This is a genomic window from Mesorhizobium sp. LNHC221B00 (genome assembly GCF_000502935.1).
GTDB classification, from domain to species: domain Bacteria; phylum Pseudomonadota; class Alphaproteobacteria; order Rhizobiales; family Rhizobiaceae; genus Mesorhizobium; species Mesorhizobium opportunistum.
Genome location: NZ_AYWR01000046.1, coordinates 1 through 16157, shown reverse-complemented (window position 1 = coordinate 16157; position 16157 = coordinate 1). Strand labels below are relative to the sequence as shown.

Annotated in this window: 16 protein-coding genes and 2 pseudogenes; 8 read left to right on the top strand and 10 right to left on the bottom strand. The window is 59.4% G+C overall.

Annotation, left to right across the window (positions count from 1 at the left end; all coding sequences use genetic code 11):
* Positions 1 to 192: 192 nt before the first annotated feature.
* Positions 193 to 915, bottom strand: coding sequence for an outer membrane protein (locus X741_RS137185; RefSeq protein ID WP_031250757.1), 723 nt, complete (start codon positions 913 to 915; stop codon positions 193 to 195).
* A gap of 225 nt (positions 916 to 1140) precedes the next feature.
* On the opposite strand from X741_RS137185, the gene X741_RS137190 reads away from it, so the two are divergent.
* Complete coding sequence (locus X741_RS137190) at positions 1141 to 1386, top strand: hypothetical protein (RefSeq protein WP_023780866.1); 246 nt, start codon at positions 1141 to 1143, stop codon at positions 1384 to 1386.
* A 301-nt stretch (positions 1387 to 1687) separates the two neighbouring features.
* A complete protein-coding gene (locus X741_RS137195) occupies positions 1688 to 1972 on the top strand; it encodes a hypothetical protein (RefSeq protein ID WP_023780865.1) in 285 nt (94 codons plus the stop codon).
* A 399-nt stretch (positions 1973 to 2371) separates the two neighbouring features.
* On the opposite strand, the gene X741_RS1000000167750 is transcribed toward X741_RS137195, so the two are convergent.
* Positions 2372 to 4021 (bottom strand): caspase domain-containing protein, encoded by a 1650-nt coding sequence (locus tag X741_RS1000000167750; protein WP_023780863.1) that lies wholly within the window; start codon positions 4019 to 4021, stop codon positions 2372 to 2374.
* Positions 4022 to 4139: 118 nt separating this feature from the next.
* Here X741_RS1000000167750 and X741_RS1000000167745 point away from each other — a divergent pair, with 118 nt between their 5' ends.
* The 3 genes from X741_RS1000000167745 to X741_RS137205 all read left to right on the top strand — a co-directional run bounded on the left by X741_RS1000000167745 (position 4140) and on the right by X741_RS137205 (position 7868).
* Positions 4140 to 6137, top strand: a complete 1998-nt coding sequence (locus X741_RS1000000167745) for an adenylate/guanylate cyclase domain-containing protein (RefSeq protein ID WP_023780862.1) — start codon at positions 4140 to 4142, stop codon at positions 6135 to 6137.
* A 12-nt stretch (positions 6138 to 6149) separates the two neighbouring features.
* Positions 6150 to 6932, top strand: coding sequence for a hypothetical protein (locus X741_RS137200; RefSeq protein WP_023780861.1), 783 nt, complete (start codon positions 6150 to 6152; stop codon positions 6930 to 6932).
* Positions 6933 to 7058: 126 nt separating this feature from the next.
* Positions 7059 to 7868 carry a hypothetical protein gene (locus X741_RS137205; protein WP_156937972.1) on the top strand — a complete coding sequence of 270 codons (810 nt, stop codon included), beginning with the start codon at positions 7059 to 7061 and terminating at the stop codon, positions 7866 to 7868.
* A gap of 343 nt (positions 7869 to 8211) precedes the next feature.
* Here X741_RS137205 and X741_RS137210 read toward each other — a convergent pair whose 3' ends face one another.
* From X741_RS137210 to X741_RS137220, 5 genes and pseudogenes are all read right to left on the bottom strand, one after another.
* Complete coding sequence (locus X741_RS137210; protein WP_023780858.1) at positions 8212 to 8511, bottom strand: YdhR family protein; 300 nt, start codon at positions 8509 to 8511, stop codon at positions 8212 to 8214.
* Positions 8512 to 8741: 230 nt separating this feature from the next.
* Positions 8742 to 9214: pseudogene (locus X741_RS1000000171310) on the bottom strand (DNA starvation/stationary phase protection protein).
* 5 nt (positions 9215 to 9219) lie between these two features.
* Positions 9220 to 9384: pseudogene (locus tag X741_RS1000000171305) on the bottom strand (MBL fold metallo-hydrolase); the annotation flags it as partial.
* A 325-nt stretch (positions 9385 to 9709) separates the two neighbouring features.
* Positions 9710 to 11947, bottom strand: a complete 2238-nt coding sequence (locus X741_RS137215; RefSeq protein ID WP_084018967.1) for a relaxase/mobilization nuclease domain-containing protein — start codon at positions 11945 to 11947, stop codon at positions 9710 to 9712.
* Entirely contained in the window at positions 11944 to 12351 is a 408-nt protein-coding gene (locus X741_RS137220) for a hypothetical protein (protein WP_023780855.1), read from the bottom strand. The genes X741_RS137215 and X741_RS137220 overlap by 4 nt, the downstream gene beginning before the upstream one ends.
* A gap of 488 nt (positions 12352 to 12839) precedes the next feature.
* Between X741_RS137220 and X741_RS137225 the strand changes: the two genes are divergently transcribed.
* Positions 12840 to 13520: a ParA family protein gene (locus X741_RS137225; RefSeq protein ID WP_031250751.1), complete on the top strand. Its 681-nt coding sequence runs from the start codon at positions 12840 to 12842 to the stop codon at positions 13518 to 13520.
* Positions 13517 to 13924 carry a hypothetical protein gene (locus X741_RS137230; protein WP_023780853.1) on the top strand — a complete coding sequence of 136 codons (408 nt, stop codon included), beginning with the start codon at positions 13517 to 13519 and terminating at the stop codon, positions 13922 to 13924. Before X741_RS137225 ends, X741_RS137230 begins: the two co-directional genes overlap by 4 nt.
* Positions 13925 to 14041: 117 nt before the next feature.
* On the opposite strand, the gene X741_RS137235 is transcribed toward X741_RS137230, so the two are convergent.
* Positions 14042 to 14383: a hypothetical protein gene (locus X741_RS137235; protein WP_023780852.1), complete on the bottom strand. Its 342-nt coding sequence runs from the start codon at positions 14381 to 14383 to the stop codon at positions 14042 to 14044.
* 58 nt (positions 14384 to 14441) lie between these two features.
* The gene (locus X741_RS137240) at positions 14442 to 14765 is read right to left on the bottom strand and encodes a DUF736 family protein (protein WP_023780851.1); all 324 of its coding nucleotides are present in this window, start codon (positions 14763 to 14765) and stop codon (positions 14442 to 14444) included.
* A gap of 87 nt (positions 14766 to 14852) precedes the next feature.
* Between X741_RS137240 and X741_RS1000000170185 the strand changes: the two genes are divergently transcribed.
* Positions 14853 to 15158, top strand: a complete 306-nt coding sequence (locus tag X741_RS1000000170185; protein ID WP_156937971.1) for a hypothetical protein — start codon at positions 14853 to 14855, stop codon at positions 15156 to 15158.
* Between the two features lie 388 nt (positions 15159 to 15546).
* Here the strand turns inward: X741_RS1000000170185 and X741_RS137245 are convergent, their stop codons facing one another.
* A complete protein-coding gene (locus tag X741_RS137245; RefSeq protein WP_031250750.1) occupies positions 15547 to 16080 on the bottom strand; it encodes a hypothetical protein in 534 nt (177 codons plus the stop codon).
* Between the last annotated feature and the right edge of the window lie 77 nt (positions 16081 to 16157).

Below are 16157 nucleotides of genomic sequence, written 5' to 3'. Positions count from 1 at the left end.
CTAGTCGGCCGGGTGCGGTTCCTGAAGGGCGAGGAGAAGCTGCGCCATGCCAAGCTGCTGGATTTCAGAGAGAAATGACTGCCTCTTTCAAGAATACCGGGAGCGCGCCGTAAAGTGGGAGCCTGGGCTCGTCGTGGGAAACAAAGGGCCCCGGCATCGTCCGGGGCCTTGGTGTTGTGGTCTGCTGATGGACTAGAACTTGTAATTCAGGCCGACCCGAACGACGTGGAACTTATCGGTGACGTCAATGCTGCTCGGCCCAACAGTGAAGGTCGATTTGCCCAAGTCGGTGTAGAGATATTCAGACTTGATCGTCCAATTCGTATTGATGGCGTACTCAACGCCTGCACCAACGGTCCAGCCGGTTTTGGTCTTGGAGAAGTCGCCCCCGGCGCCAAAAGTGGTCTTATCGTGACCATAGGCAAAGCCGCCAGTGCCATAAACCAGGAAGCGATCGACGGGCGTGTNAAAAGTGGTCTTATCGTGACCATAGGCAAAGCCGCCAGTGCCATAAACCAGGAAGCGATCGACGGGCGTGTAGCCGATGCGGGCGCGCACCGTACCGAACCAGTCAATCTTTGTTTCGAGAGCAGTGCCGGGGCCGCCTATGCCGGAAATGGAAGCCTTGACGGCGGATCCCTGGAAGTCCGCTTCCACGCCGTAGACCATTTGCCCAGACTGCCAGTTGTAGCCAGCCTGGACGCCCCCCAGGAATCCACTTGCCGTGAGATCGAGACCAGTGCCGAAATTGGGGTCGTACTTGAACTTGCCAAAGCCGCCGCCGGCATTCACACCCATGTAAGCGCCAGTCCAATCAAATGAAGCGGCAATTGGCTCTGACACTATGGCATCGGCAGCATAAGCGCCGCCGGAGAGTCCCATGAGAACAGTGGTCGCAAGCAGGATAGATTTCATAGAAAAGCCCCTTCAATCGATGCATATGAGAGCTAAGTAGCGTCTTATAGAACGCTAGCCTAGCCGGGCGCGATGACCTTCCGCAAAAAGCGCTGCGCGTTGCAGTTGCGCAACACTGACAACTCACAACTATTCCCGTTGGGCGGGCAGCGCTTGCCCGAGCCATCGAGATCAGGAATATAATCCTCCCGTTGCGGCGATCACCCTCACACGGAGTTCGCTACCATGGCCAGATCAAAACCTTCCAAGCAATTATCGCAGGCTGAAATCGAGCGTTTTCTGGCGGCTGCGGAAGCGCTGCACCTGAGCATCATCAAGCCGTTCATATCGCCGCATTGCGACCATTACCGACAGACGCGGGTCTTGCATGAGGTGCTGTTGAACACTGTTCGGCAAGTCACCGGGAGGGAAGTCGAGTTCATCCGGTGGAACACCACTGGACCGCTGCTGCCCCCTAAGGCTGGGCGGTAGCGGCGGAGATCGATCAGGCCGAGCCTGCAGATCTGACAATGCCCGCGATGCGCATAGCGACGGCATCAAGTCCGCGGTCGCGGTTAATGGGACCACGTTTGCCGATCGCATCCGTATTGGCCGGTTTGTCCGTTGCCCCACGGTGGATCCCCCACTGCACCGCCCATTCCTCCACGAGACCTGCCAGCGCGCGTCAGACGGCTGTCGATGAGGAATCGGCAAGATGCGGGAACAGAGTTCAGACGCCGACGTTTTTCCCCAGGTCACGCGATTTGCGCGTGTAGAACTAACGGAGGAAAAAATGAACATCAAAATGCTTACGATGGGCGCGATGGCCCTCGCAATGATGACGGGCTCAGCGCTGGCAGGCAGCAGCACCACTTCCGCGCTCGATGATCCTGCAAAGATGTCACCTTTCTTCACGGATGCCGGCATGAAAACCTTGAGGTCGGAAGCGGATTTCAAGACCGCGTGGATGTCCATGAAACCGGACGAACAAAAGGCGGTGCTGAAAGACTGCGGCGACACTACGCTTAACAAGTCGCACGCGGATTTCTGCGCCATGGCGAAGAAGATGGGCGGCTAAGAATAACCGCTCTAGGCATAGTTCCCGAAACGTAGTTGGCCCGTGCTAGGCACGGGCCTTTTTCTGCAGGTCATTCCCCTGAGACAAGAGGCGCGGTCAATTTGACCTACACGCCGGTTGAAAACCTGGATTTGACGCTCGAAGCGGGTCTGGCGAAGGTGACCTCGGCCAATTCGGGAATTCCATCGGGACGGCAGTGGTCGCTTGCTTTCTCGATGTCCGGAACCTTTCCATAGACCAACATATTAGCTCAAATTGGGTACCCCACTCTGGTTCTTTCGATACGATCACCGTTCATCTTTAAGACAGGCTCTTCACTCGCCTATGTAGCTCTTTCAACTGTTGGCCTCGTAGCATCGGCCTTTCAACATAAATGCGGACGATGGCCGACCCGAATTTCTACATTCTCTCCATTATAATTTCTCCTGAGCACCCGCTGCCAGCTCCGGTCCCTTTAAATTTGCCGGTTCCGTTGTCACCCTTTATGACCCCGGTCAGGGTGTTCCCGCCCGTTCGTCCCTTATATACAAAAGTGTGTTTCATGTTGACGGCGCCGCCGGTAGAGATGCTTCCCGTAAATCCAGAGCCAGACGTTACTTTGCCGTCACTTATGAAAACGGTTGTTGAGAGTTCTCGCCAATCGCCACAGTTCGTTGTGGCTCGTCTGACCAATTTCCATGTGCCATTAAAGGCGCTTAGCCCGCTCGTTTGGGGCACACAATGATCCCCCTTCGCCACCCTCCCGTGTTCACAAGTAAGCGGGCAGATCCGAGCGCCGATCGCCCTTAGTCTTTCCAGTAGTCCCGCTGTCGGTTCCAACGATGCAAGCTTGACGCCTTGCCGATCAGCATAGTCCTGAAGCGCATTGCGGCTGGTAGCCCCCCATTTTCCATCAGCATGGCCTTCAAGGCATCCTATGCGGGAGAGTTCCGTTTGAGTGGCGCGCGCAAGTTCGCTGGGGTCTCCGGTAGCTGCCGATGGCTGCGCCAGCGGGCTGGGGTGTTCAAGGTTTGCGAGTTCCGTCCCCTTGGCATCGTCGATTGCCTTCGTGGCGCGCTCCGATGCCGGTGGGTGCGCCGCCTTCTGTTCCGTTTCGATGCGCTTGTCGATCGCGTCGATCTTCAACCTCGCAAGGGGTGCAAAAGCACCTGCCGGAAATTGCTGCAGATAAGCTTCGAAGAAGCTCTTGTCGGTCGAGTCCTTGATAGTGGCCCAATATGCAAGTTCGACTGCATTGTCCGGCGACGTAGACTGTTGAGCCGGGGAAGGTGCCGCCTTCGGTTCCGTGGCGAGAGCCTTCAAAACGACTTCGCCCGTGAGCGAGGAGTTTTCCCATGGCACTTGCTTCCCATTCGTGGCGGCCAGTACGTCGCGGCGTACATCGATGAGGTCGCGCGTGATATCCTGCCCAGGTGTGCCCAGGTGCGCGAGCAGGGCAGTCGTGAAAGGAGAGTTTCGGCCCGCTCCGTCCAACGCGACGTTACCTGGTTGCGTGGCAAACGCGATCAGCGAGCCGACTCCGCTGCCAAGTCGGGCAAGACCACGCCCTAAGGAACCGGAGCGCGTTCCCATCGAGCGGGAAAGCTTCTCCGCAAACGGATTGTCCCGACAGGCATCGAGGAAGACGAGGTTCACCTTCGTGCTGCGTTCCATCGCCGAAAGGACGAGGTCCATCGGAAGGGCCTCAAAGTCGAGGTCGTTGTAGCTGGACAATTGTGCATCCACCGGCACCATATAGTTGTTGCCATTCACCTGCAGGCCGTGCCCGGCGTAGAAGAACAGTGCCATATCGGCACCTTCGAGCTTCTCCAGGAACTGGCGCACCGTGCGACGCATTCCAGCGAGGTCCAGTTCCTGGCCGCTGACGACGTCGAAACCAAGGCTTTCAAGCTTGGCATGCATGTCGGCCGAATCGTTCTTCGGATTGGCGAGTTGGACGGCATGCTGGTAGGCCGAATTGCCAATCACCAACGCTACGCGTTTGTCGGCGACTGCCCGTCCTGAAACAGCGGCAAATAATAGAACCAAAAGAATGAAAGCGCTGCGCATGGCAGAAACGGCTCCCCAAGGGAACTGTAGCAGAGGCTAATGCAACCGAAAAGAGCTATGCCCCCCGGGGCTGCGGACGAATAGCCCGCCACAATTTGCTTGATGCGCCTGAACGGGTATGCTGGCTGTGAGCATCGCTTCACTGGCACTAAGGATCTGTTTCGGCGTGTGGACACTTAGCCGAATCGTCAGCGTTGGGCGAAATGGGATCGCCGCATCGCTCGCCTATTTGATTCTGCTGGCCCTCTCGACTGCTCTCGTGTCACCGCCGTGGGAGAATATCCTGCGTGACGTGATGATGGTCTCTATCTCGCCGTTCACCCATCCTCCACCCAACATTGTTGTGGTCTCAATAACAGAACAGACCCTGGCGGATTTTCCATACCGCTCACCACTGGACCGTGCCTTCTTGGCCGACATCCTGGCTCGGATCGAGTCGGCCCGCCCTCTTGCCATCGGCATCGACCTGCTGTTCGACCAGGCAACAGAGCCGGAAAAGGATGCCCGCCTCGAAACTGTCATCGAAACCGCCAGTGTGCCTGTGGTGATCGCCTCGGCTTCGCGGACTGACGGCCTTACCCAAAGGCAATCCGACTATCTAAACGCGTTCGCTCCGTCGGCAAAGCGGGGCCTTGCAGCATTGTTGCATGACAATCTCGACGGCGTGGTCCGTGGAGCCTTTCCCGGTCGAGAAGGCGACGGGGCCTGGACGCCAAGCTTTGCTGCTGTGATCGCAGCATCAACCGGCGTTGGTCGGGGCCACTGGCCGGAGGAGATGGTCTACTACCGCACGGCGAACAGCTTGCCCTTCAGCTTTCCAACCTATCCGGCACAGGCCGTTCCGCTGGCACCGCTCAGCTGGTTCGAGGGGAAATATGTTCTTATCGGTGTAGACCTGCAGCAAATAGACCGTCATCCGACACCGTTCGCGTTGTTGAGCGGCGCGAAAATTGGTGTGCTCCCTGGCGTCTCGATCCACGCCCATTCGTTAGCCAGGCTCGTGTCCGGAAATCGGATAACGACCCCTTGGCCTGCAGTGGGCTATGCGCCAATGCTTCTTGTCGGGCTGTTCTGCTTGTGGATCGTTTCGCGGCCGATCCCGGTGGTCTTCAAACCTGTCGCGGTCGCTTGTGCGGTGCTGCTGGTGTGGTTCGGTGAGGCGTGGGCCTTCGCGCGGTTCGCAATCCTCGTTCCGATGGTCGCGCCTGCATTGCTTGTGCTCGGCCTGTCGGCGTTCGTTGGCTTCCTGGCTTGGAGACGGGACGCCAAGGCTCGCCAGTTCATTCAGAACGCGTTCTCGAAATATGTCAGTCCGGCCGTTGTTGCAGCGATTGTCAAGGAACCCAACGCTCTCCATCTCGGCGGCGAGAAGCGTGAGCTCACGTGTGTATTCACGGATGTCGAGGGGTTTACGTCATTCAGCGAGCAACTCGCGCCAGAGGTGCTCGCAGATGTATTGAACGAATATCTGAACGGGCTCTGCGAGTTATTTATCGAGCATGGTGCAACCATCGACAAGGTCATCGGCGATGCGGTGGTCGGCTTCTTCGGGGCTCCGGCAGCACAAAATGACCAAGCGGAGCGGGCGGTGTCTCTGGCACTTGCTGTGCAGGACCACGCGCAGCGGCTGCGAGAGAAATCGGCACGACGGGGCCATTCACTCGGATCCACCCGCATAGGTATTCATGGCGGGCCGGCAATCGTCGGCAACTTCGGGGGAAATCGGTTCTTCAATTACACAGCTATTGGAGATACTGTAAATGCTGCGGCGCGGCTTGAGGGAGCGAACAAGTACATCGGCACCAAAAACTGCATCAGCTCCGAAGTGGCGAGGCAGACGACGCGCTTTCTGTTACGCCCTGCTGGAGTTCTACACCTTAAGGGCAAGAGCCAAGGCATCGAGGCTTTCGAGGCAATGACACGTATTCCAGAAAATCAGATACTCTGCGAGGAGTATTTGAACGCGTATGCCCTACTTGCCGCAAGGGATACGCGTGCGATAGCGGCATTTAAGGTATTGGTCAAAAACTACCCGCAAGACGGCCTGATCGCTTTTCACCATAACCGTCTTGCAAGCGGAGAGTTCGGAGCAGACATTCATCTTGTCGGGAAATAAGGTCATCGTGACATGAGCCTCCGGCGTTCGACCTCGCAGATCGCCTCCCTGATCGTCGCGACGACTGTCCTTGTGACGACACAACACGCGGCAGCCGGCAGCCAGTACGTGGTCCTTTCAACTCAGCCGATGGTCGATGAACTGCCGCCAGGCAAGCTCTTTATGCCAAGCGACGTCATCAACGTTCCAGCCGGTACGGTCGTCACTCTGCTCGGCGAAGACGGCAGCGTGAACGCGCTTTCGGGTCCAAGTTCCTTCGTGGTTACGAAGGATGCATTGACGTCCGGCAGTTTACAGGGGGCCAACGCGAACGAAGGGCCTTCAAAACTTGACCCGATAGCGGTCCTCTTGGCGAACGAGCGCAGGAGAACGGAGTCCATCGGCGGTTCGCGCACCATTACCGACTATTCCACGCCGAGCGGACTCGATGACCCTTGGGCAGTGTCCATCGAAGAATCCGCCCCTGGCTGCATTCGAAATGGTGAAATGGTTCTAGCGCGCTCGGGCACAGGTCAGAGCGCGGTTTTCTCGATCCGCATCGGCGACGATGAGCCGCTCAACGGCATAGTCTGGAGCGCCGGCATGCTCACTTACTCTCTTCCAGAGCGTATTCCTCCCGAGGTGAAATCTGTTGTCGTCGAGACCAACAAGACATCGGCGTCGATCGAAATTAGAACGTTTCTAAAGAACGCCGTTCTTGAAAATCCGCTGGAAGTTCTTGGATGGATGGTGAGCAGCGGTTGCAAACGCCAAGCGTTGGCCTTGGTGCGTCAACTTGCGACAAAACAGCAATAGCTTATCAGCCAGGAGCCGCGCCGCGAATGACGGAGCGCTGGCTAACGGCATAGCCGCGCCATAGGTTTGATTGCCTAGCCGGCACCTCGCTGATAGCGTTGCTTGTCAGTATCGGGAGTGGAGGGCATGAAACGGTGCATTCTCCTGTTTGTGATGTCGGTGGTGACGCTGTTCGCAAGTTCCGCGCTGGCCGACAGGTTCCCCGCCGGCTTCAAGAACAATGGGCTGAACGGGCCGTTGAGACCGGTGACGAAGGGCGGCATCACCACTTTCCAAATATTCGATCGGAAATGCAGTAGCGTGGACTACGGTGACGGCCGTGGCGAGAACGACTGCCACAACGGCAACGTACGCGCCACATTGATAGGCCCGGACGGCACAACGGGCGAGAGCATGGAATATCGCTTCGACCTGTGGGTCGATCCATCGTTTAACTATCCCGGATTTTACAACGACCACGCAACAGGCTTCTTGCCGGGTGCTTTGGACAGCCGCCTTCGTATCGCCAGTTGGGAGGGACCTTTCATCCACAATTTTCTTTATATGCTGAAGGTAGACGCAACCAAAGGTGTTACTTTCCTCGGCAATGAGTGCCAATCTCCGGCGCGTTTCGGTTCCTGGGTGGCCTTTTCCATGAAGATCCGATGGGCGGCCGACAAGAGGGGATGGATCAGGGTCGCCTGCGACGACAAGTTGATCTATTCTGCCGACAATGTCCCAACTAATCAGGCACCGCATTGCTACATCACCAATCAGTGCGAGCCTGGTGTCGCCAAGAATCCGAAGCGGTTTACCTTTTGCGTCGGGCCGGTGATGGCGGGCTTCGGGCCCGAATGGGAGAGGTACGGGCTCACATCACAGTTCACTGCGATTCAGCCTGAGGGCATCACCATCAAGATGCGCAACCTTTCGGCAAAGAAATGGGTCAGGCCGTAAACAGGTTCGGTGCCCGATTGCGTGCTCGGCGATTCGGAATGAGCGCCTGCAGGATCTCACCCCTCCTTCAGCAGCATGTCGCGCAGATCGCCACGAAACCCGCGATTTTCCGAATACCCAACAACTTGGACGCAGCCCGGCTCGGGCGCGGGCATGCCGGAGGCTTCGTCACCTCCGACGGTGCTGACATGGATTCAGTGGAGGCTGGTGACCGCCACAAAATCTAGACATTTATGGGCCGATCCGCTTCCTCTTGGATCGCGAAAGCTCGGCTACCTGACCGCTGATGAAGATACCCGCCCCTTCCGCCGCAACATGCGCCATCCAACCTCTGAGAATACTACTACACGGCACCACGTGTAATGGTCGTAAGTTCCGCGATCACGTCAAATGCCTTAGTGCTCAACGTGGGGTCACCTTTCATCTCGGCAATAATTGGGCCGTCCAAGAAAGCTTTCACTGTGGCATGAACTTCGAATAAGTAGATCCCGCCCGCTTCGCTTTGGGCCTCCTTTATGATCCAGACCTTCCAGCGCAGGCCAGGTATGTCCGCGATGGGTTGAGCATAGCGCAGGTTTTCTCTCTCATATTCGACCCTCGGCCCGTTGAGTTTGTAGTTGATTTGCAAGATTTTGGCGGACATCTCTTTCTCTCCTCGTTTCTCGGTATTTGACGTTTATTTCGGCCTTCCAGGCGTCTCTTGCTGTGACCAAGAAGGGCGCGCTAATACACCTGCAGTACCGGTCCGGCCTAACCTCGTTTTCGTCATGCTATGCTTGATCAAGTGGTCTCCGATGGTTGGCCGCTCGCATGACGATCACCATGAAAGCAAAAGACGGACAGGCCGTAGGGCAGCATCGGAACTGTTCCGCTTCAGATTACGAACTGGCCTTGAAGCTCCGCAGGGACTAATTTAGTGTCGCGGAGCGTCTCGAATAGAAACCAGCTTCTCGCCCTAGTCGATCCAATTCTCCAGAAGGCTGGCGGTGGCGACGTCGCCATATTCGTCGCTGAGATCGTGCATCGCGCGCATTCTGGCGACGAGTGTTGCATTGTCCTCGCGCAGTTCGGCGAGCATTTGATGCGAGTGGACGAAATCCGCATCGTTGTCCTCGAGTTGCTGCCAGCGGGATGTCTCCGCTCGATCTGATGGTGCAGGCGCCGAGCGCGCGAACTCGCTCTGCCAGTGGATCGGTCATCACAATGATTTCCGCGCCCTGGTCGTCGAGCAGACGGTGTTGGTCACGGAAATGGGACCCGACATATGCCAATGGAAAATTTTTGGTCTTCAGATAGAGCGCAAAGATCGATTCGGCTGCGAAGGACGGGGTTCCGCTACTACTGATTTCACTAGATCGATGTGAGCGGCATCCAGTCGATGGATCAATTGCCCGGCCCGTGGCAAGTGCAAGTCCGGATCCGCCCCCAGCCCAGCATCGAGCGTCTCCGGCGAGAGGAACTCGTTCTCCAGCCAGGCTGTCCGGACGGCCGGGTCGACGTTGTATGCGATAGTCGGGGCGGCCACATAGCGTCTGCAAAAGAGATTGCGCCGCCGTGGCCTGCGCGACCATCAAACGGAAGTATTGCAATTCGAAGGACAATGGCAGACCCATGGAGGCACATGCCAATCCACGGTGGGCCAGCGGCGGGGGCGGCCGATATGGCCGTCGCAAAGGCGATCAACAGTAGACAAACATGAGTACAACCTCAACCTGGACGACATTTCCGCTCGACCGAGGCCCGACGAGCTGGTTCCGTTGCGCTACGCACTTAAGGTCGGCGAGATTGACGTGCTGATTGTTAGCTGATCGAATCCAACCAATTCCAGCCTTCGCCCTTGCTCAGCGCTCGTAATCGTTATCGTTCGAGCGCTGCGTCTTGCGGTCCTGCTCTTCCGCCTGATGAGCCTTCTGCTTGTTGGGTTCCTTCTGCTTGGCTCTCATCTCCTGCTCAGTGCCGGTGCGCGGCTGCTCCGGCTGGCGGGGATCGTCCCGGGTTGGAAGGTCTCGTCCTCGCGCCTCGCGCTCAGGGATCGGCTCTCCAACTCCACCGCCACGACGTTGTTGCTGCCGCTCGAATTGCAGCCGCGCGAGACGGTCGTGCATCTTCTCGTTGACCTCGTCACGATACTGCTCGAACTGTCCTTGATGCGCCGGCGGCAGCGTTTCGCGGATGTTGTCGAGAGCCTGATTGACGCGGGCCATCTGACGCCGCATTTCCAAGGGGGTTTGCGCCATATCCAAATCTCCTATCAGTGCATTTAATTCTCTCATACCGGGATGGGACAGGAAAGACTTCTGACCCGTTTGATCAGCTCCGAGACCCGCGGCAGGACCTGGCTGCCCCTCCCCTGCTCGATCGCGACGGAACCGCAGAAAATTGTTGCCGATCGACTCCGCTGCCGTGAGAGCCTGACCGACCACGCCCGCGGTCCGCATCGTCGTCACAGTCTTTTGCCATGCGGCAGCGATTGCATCGCCGTTCACCACAAGGGACTGTCCATCCAAACGGCGTTGCCGCTTCGCCTCCACCCGCTCGATCGTCCTTGCGCTGACCTGGTAGCGCGGATCGCTCTGGGCGCGGCTGTAGGCCCCGGCATGCTCCTTCGTGAAGGGCCGCGTCATCGCATGATCCATGCGCCGCGTCGCCACCATCGCAATGCCGTTCTCGCGTGCTTTTTCCGCAAAGTTCTCGCGCCAGGCGACCAGATCTGGCTTGTAGAATTTCAGGCGCTCACCGTCGGCTGACCGTGCTTGCACCATGGCATGGACATGGACGTGCTTGGTGTCCTTGTGATGCGCCAGGACGAACTTGTATCCTGGCGCTCGCTCCTCGAGCACGGCGCGCGCCGCAGTCATGACGGCGTTGGCATCGGTGCCGGCCTTTGCCGAGAAAAGCAGGTGATAGGCATTGCGGCGCTCGCGCCCCGAAAACTGTGGGCGCCATTGCTCGTAGACCGAAGCCGCCGCCTTGGTGGCATTCTTCACCCCAGGCACGGGCTCGCCATTTGCGTGGCGGACGTGGCTGTGGGCGCGGATGAACTTCTGCAGGAAATATTTCGCTTTGGGTTCACGGCTCACGGCCGCCGTTACCTCTGCCTTGGCTACCAGCCCCGCCGCGCCCATCGCTTCCGACAAGCGCGCCTCGATCTTGTCGAGCGCCTTGCTGCGCGAATTCTCCCGGCCGCCGGCAAGCACCTTGGCAAGGGGCCCCGCCCGCTCATCGGTGTGTGCGTAAACCTGCACCGTCTGGCCGTCCTGCGCATAGATGAACGGTTTTGCGCCGAAGGCCTTATTCAACGCCTCGCTCAAGGCGGCACCGGTGACCTCGCTGGCGAGCTCGAAACGAACCTCGATGAAATTGGTATTTTCCAAGGGTGGTTCGAACGTCTCGCAAAACGTTTCCAGGAACGCCTTTCGTGCGCCGCCTGTCGCAACGACCTGTCCATCTTCGTCAAAAATCTCGATGTCGTGTTTCTCGCCTTTTTCGTCTTCGCGCTTGCCTATGTAATTGAGCAGCCGAGTGGCAGCTTCCCTGGTCGATGGCGGATTGGGCATGACCTTGAAAACAGCAGGCTGCGCGCCCGCCGCATAGCCTGCCCTCGCCGCCACGGCCCGCGCCTGATAGGCGACCCGCGCCGCCCGTCCTGTACTGCCCGGCCGACCCGCACCACGGCCGCCGCCGCCGCGCCGCTTCCAGTCTTCCTCCTCCTCTTCCGGCCGGAAACCGGCGAGCGTGGCGCCATAGACCATAATCGGCGCGCTAGCGGCCGTGGGTGAGCGCGCAACAGCAGTGGACTTCGGTGCCCTGCTGGTCATGGAGCTCCCCGACACTCCTTTCCCTCCCCGCGACGAACGAGGAGGGTTACCGCCGCCACCTACAGTCGAGCCGGCCTGTCCTTGTCCGAGGCGTCCGCCGCCACCGGTCCGCTCATAACTCTTCATCGCCTGGAATTCGTTGGCCGCGCGTCGGGCGCCCGTCACGGACTTGTCGTCGTCCAGCTCCTCACGCTTCACGCCGGCAGCGCCCCGCAGATAGCGTTCGATTTCGGCCGCGTAGCCAGCAAGACGACCGCTCAAGGCCTGGCCTCCCTCGCCTTGCGGGACCCGCCAGTCATCGACTTCAGTTCGTCGCGAAACTGCCGCACGAGGTCGCCCACGGCGATCAGCGCCTGCTCAAGATCCTCATCCTGGGCAACACGGCCGTCGTTCATGGCACGCACGGCCTGATTGAAATTGATGCCGACGCGCCGCAGCTGATCGGTCATGTCCACGATTGCCGGCCGCAACGCCTCTGACGCGATAGGCAGGTGCCCCGCCTCTGCCCGCACGAGACGCCGGACCACCTCGCTGACGGTTAAGCCGTCCCGCTCAGCAATGGCTTTGAGGCCGGCCAGCTCGTCAGCCGAAAACCGGATGTGCGTCACCTCGCCATAGCGTCGGGACGCGCTCTTCACCGCTGCCTTATGAGCGTGTGCTTCCATCTCTCAAGCCCGCTTGCGGGCGCTAAGGCCCGCCAGGGCCGCGCCGCCTATTTTGTGTGTATCACAAAATAGGCTATCCTGCCAATAAAGGGAGAGCAAGCGAGGAGGAAAGAAAATTATGGGCGCGTCTTCTCACCAGCCCAGTTGTCAGCGGCGGCAACGCGGGCGAAATGTTCCCATCGTGATTTGATGCGATGTGTCTATGATGCGTTGGCGACTTGTATCCATGTTAACATGGATACATCGGGCCCTATGCGCAGCCGGCCAAAGCTTAGTCGGAAATGCGCAGTCGATGGTCCGCCGGACGACGAAAGCACCTGCGCAAAACTGCATCTTTAGCGAGCCCTTATCTGTGCGCGCCTGGGTTGCCAAACCAGGCTTCCCCGTCGACTATGTACATGATGTTTCGACCGTGATTTCGTTTCTCCATGATGACTTGTCTCCATGTTAACATGGAGACAAGGAGACAACGCCGGAAGGAGGCCCTCATGATCATTTCCGCTGCGATCCCAAAGGGCGGCACCGGCAAATCGACGATGCTGCGTGCCCTCGCATCCGTCGCGCTGCATCGGGGCTATTCGGTCACTCTCATCGACGGCGACCGGCGGCAGAACATGAACCGCTGGTTCCAGATGCTGGGCGAAGCTGGCAATCGTCCTGACAGGCTCACGATGGTGAGCGCGATGACGCCGCAGGAAATCCTTCGCGCGGCAGCCACTCACAACGGAGAACGCTCGGTCGTCTTGATCGATACGGAAGGCACCACAAACGATAACCTCATGGCCGGGCTCTTCGCCGCCGACATTGTCGTCGTGCCGGTCTATTTTGCCCTCGACGATGTGACCGCCGCCATCCAGGTCACCGACCACTACATCCCACTGGCGGTCGAGAGCCGGGGGAGACCGCTGCCCGCGATATTCGTGCTGACCAAGCAGACCATCATCGATGGCAGGGCGCGAGCCCTGACCGAACTGCGCGCCATTATCCAGGCCAACGGCACGCCGATTGCGGAACACGTCCTGCACAATCGTGTTGCCTACCGCGACCTTCAGACCGGGCAGACCCTTTACAGCCCCGAGGTGCCTGACGCGAAGGCGGTTGCCGAGAGCGAAGGGGTGTTTGACGACCTTCTGCAAACCTTCATCGAAGCCACAAGGAACGCGGCATGAGTGAAGAAACCGCGCCTAAACCCGGGGACGACAAGAAGGCCCGCATGATGAAGGCGATCTCCACGCAGCCGCCCGTATTGCCGAGCATGTTCATCCCACCGAAGGTCGAGCCGTCAGGGGCCAAGCAGCAAGCAACGCCCCAGATGCAGGAACCGACAAAGCCGTCCCCGGCAGTCGGGCCCGATTTCCGCAAGCTGCTGCGACAGGGCCAGAAAAAGGATCCCATCGCCGGCAAGAAGATTCGCGAGGAGGAGATGGTCCGCTGCGGCTACTATCTGACGGCCGCGGAACTGCGTCAGTTCAAGTTGCTGGCGATCAGCAACGGCCACAGCATGACCGAGCTGCTGCGAAACGCTGTGCAGGATTATATCCGAATTCATAAGCACAAACTGCCGAAGGAATGATCGGCGGTCGGGCGTCGCTATCGCATGCTGTGACGGGCGATGTTCTGGGCTCTTTTGCGACGCGCAAAAAAAGGGCCCGCGACGGAGTACTCCGCCGCAGGCCCTGAGATGTGTTGCCTACTTGGATTGGTTGGGGTGTTTCAGCAGTTCCCCGAGGATGCCGTCCCGCTCCGGACGACCGCCGGCTGCCGCTTTGTCGTCGACCAGCTTTGCGGCCAGTTTGGGCGACAGCGGGATAAAGTCGTAGCCGTGTGAGATGGCTGCGCGGTGAAGATCCTCAAGTGTTTCGAACGCGCGATCGTGGGTGCCGAGCCAAAGACCGGGCTCGTCGGTTTCTTCGTGGGGGAACGCTTGCAGGAAGTAGGTCCGAAGCGGTGGGTCGTAGCCGATGACAGCGTCTGGGTCCGAGCGGACCTGTCCGGTGACGGTGCCAGTGACAGTGATGGTGTAGCGGCTCATTGCAACCTCCTTTTGCCGGTGAGGAAGCCGGCCCCTTAAGGGGCCGGCTTCCGATGCCTCACTGGGGGTTGTTCCAGAGGATGACCTTCTTGTTTTCCTCGCCACCCGGGGCGGGAGCGAGATTGCCGAAGATGACGCCGATCTCCGGGGCTTCCAGCTTGACCGAGAGGTATTCCTCGCCCGAACGCTGGGAGATGCGGTGCCAGCCGGCTCCGATCTCGAAGCCCGTGCGCTTGTTGACGATCCGGTAGTCGGGGGCGTCCTCTCGCGACTTGTTGGCGTTCGGAATGAGGGTGATCGGGGCGTTGACCCGGAGCGTGGCAAAGACGCCTTCCATCGAGCCGTCGGCCTTGGTGGTGAGGTTTGCGATCGTGGTGGCCATGATAGTTCTCCTTCGGTTGCATCGGGACCATTCCCGATGGCGCCAAAGGAGAGGGCCGTCCTGCTGCGGTCATCTCGGCGAAAATTCTTGAAAATTCTATTTGCCGAAAATTGCGGGCAGGCCCTTCGCCTGACCGCAAACAAAAAACAGGAATCGAATTTTCCTGAATTTTCGTCGAGTGTACCCCCAACGGGGGTTGACCGCACAAAGCAGGCGGTCGTCTACAAAGGCGACATGAAACGGGAATGGCCCCGGATGCGGCAGATGGAGAAGAACTCAGGCCGCCATCGCCTGGCCGCCCATGCAACGCTGCCGGATGGCCGGAACAGGCTGCAGCCTCTCAGGTCATGTCGCCTGCGTCGTCAACACTTCGAACAGCAGCATGGCGCGTGAACCGCCTTGCGCATTCGTATGGCGGCACAGCGGTTTCGAGATCGGAGCTGGCTGGCAGCGGCCTTCACGCCCCCCGGGGGATGATACCGCGCAGTCAGGTTGGATGACCCGGCAAGCCAGGATGTTGTTCGGCACGCTTTGCCCCCGCTTCAGAGGCGAGACGGGTCAAGATGATCATCTGCACAACGCGACGCGGCTCTGCGCGTGGGCCGGGTTCGAAAGGGGCCGGCTGCGGACGTTCATACACTTGGAGGTGGGGACGCGGGGCCGGATCAAGCATATCGGATGGGACCCGCCGGCTATCGGCGGGACCGCGCGCATATCATCCTGGCAGCGCCAGACGCTGGTCCGGCGTCATGCGGGCTTCGGCTTGGCGNCCGCGCGCATATCATCCTGGCAGCGCCAGACGCTCGTCCGGCGTCATGCGGGCTTCGGCTTGGCGGCGAATGTCGGGACCGGCATGGCGGAGCATGGCATACCAGTCTTCCACATTGTACGCGGTCGCCATGCTGCCCCTTGCCAGATCGTAAATGACGCACGGCTTGTTCGCGATGGCGAGCCGAAGCACGTTAACGGCCGTGCCGGGTGATGCCCCGTCCCAGACCATCATGCCAAAGTCGGCGCGCCGCGCCATCTCCCGGTCTTTGGCGGCATCGACCCAGTCTCCTTCGGCGCCCGCAGGAGAAGGAACATGGTAGGCGGCCCAGTCGCCCAGATTATTGCGGGGTTCCTTGCCGGCATGGAAGACGCCGACATGCTCGTACTTGTAGCCCGCGAGCAGGCCCTGCGCCTCGGCATCGGCTCCGGGCGCGTCACCAATCAGCACGCCGTGCTCGGCAGCGACGATTGCGCCGATGCGGGCGATGACAGGTTCCGGCAGCTCGAATATCTCGCGTGATCCACCTATGAATATCATCGACATCGTGACTTTCCTTCTATCGAGCGTCCCCCGCCCCGCACCGGCCGCCCTCTCCCTCTGCCCCGGCGCGAGGGATCGTC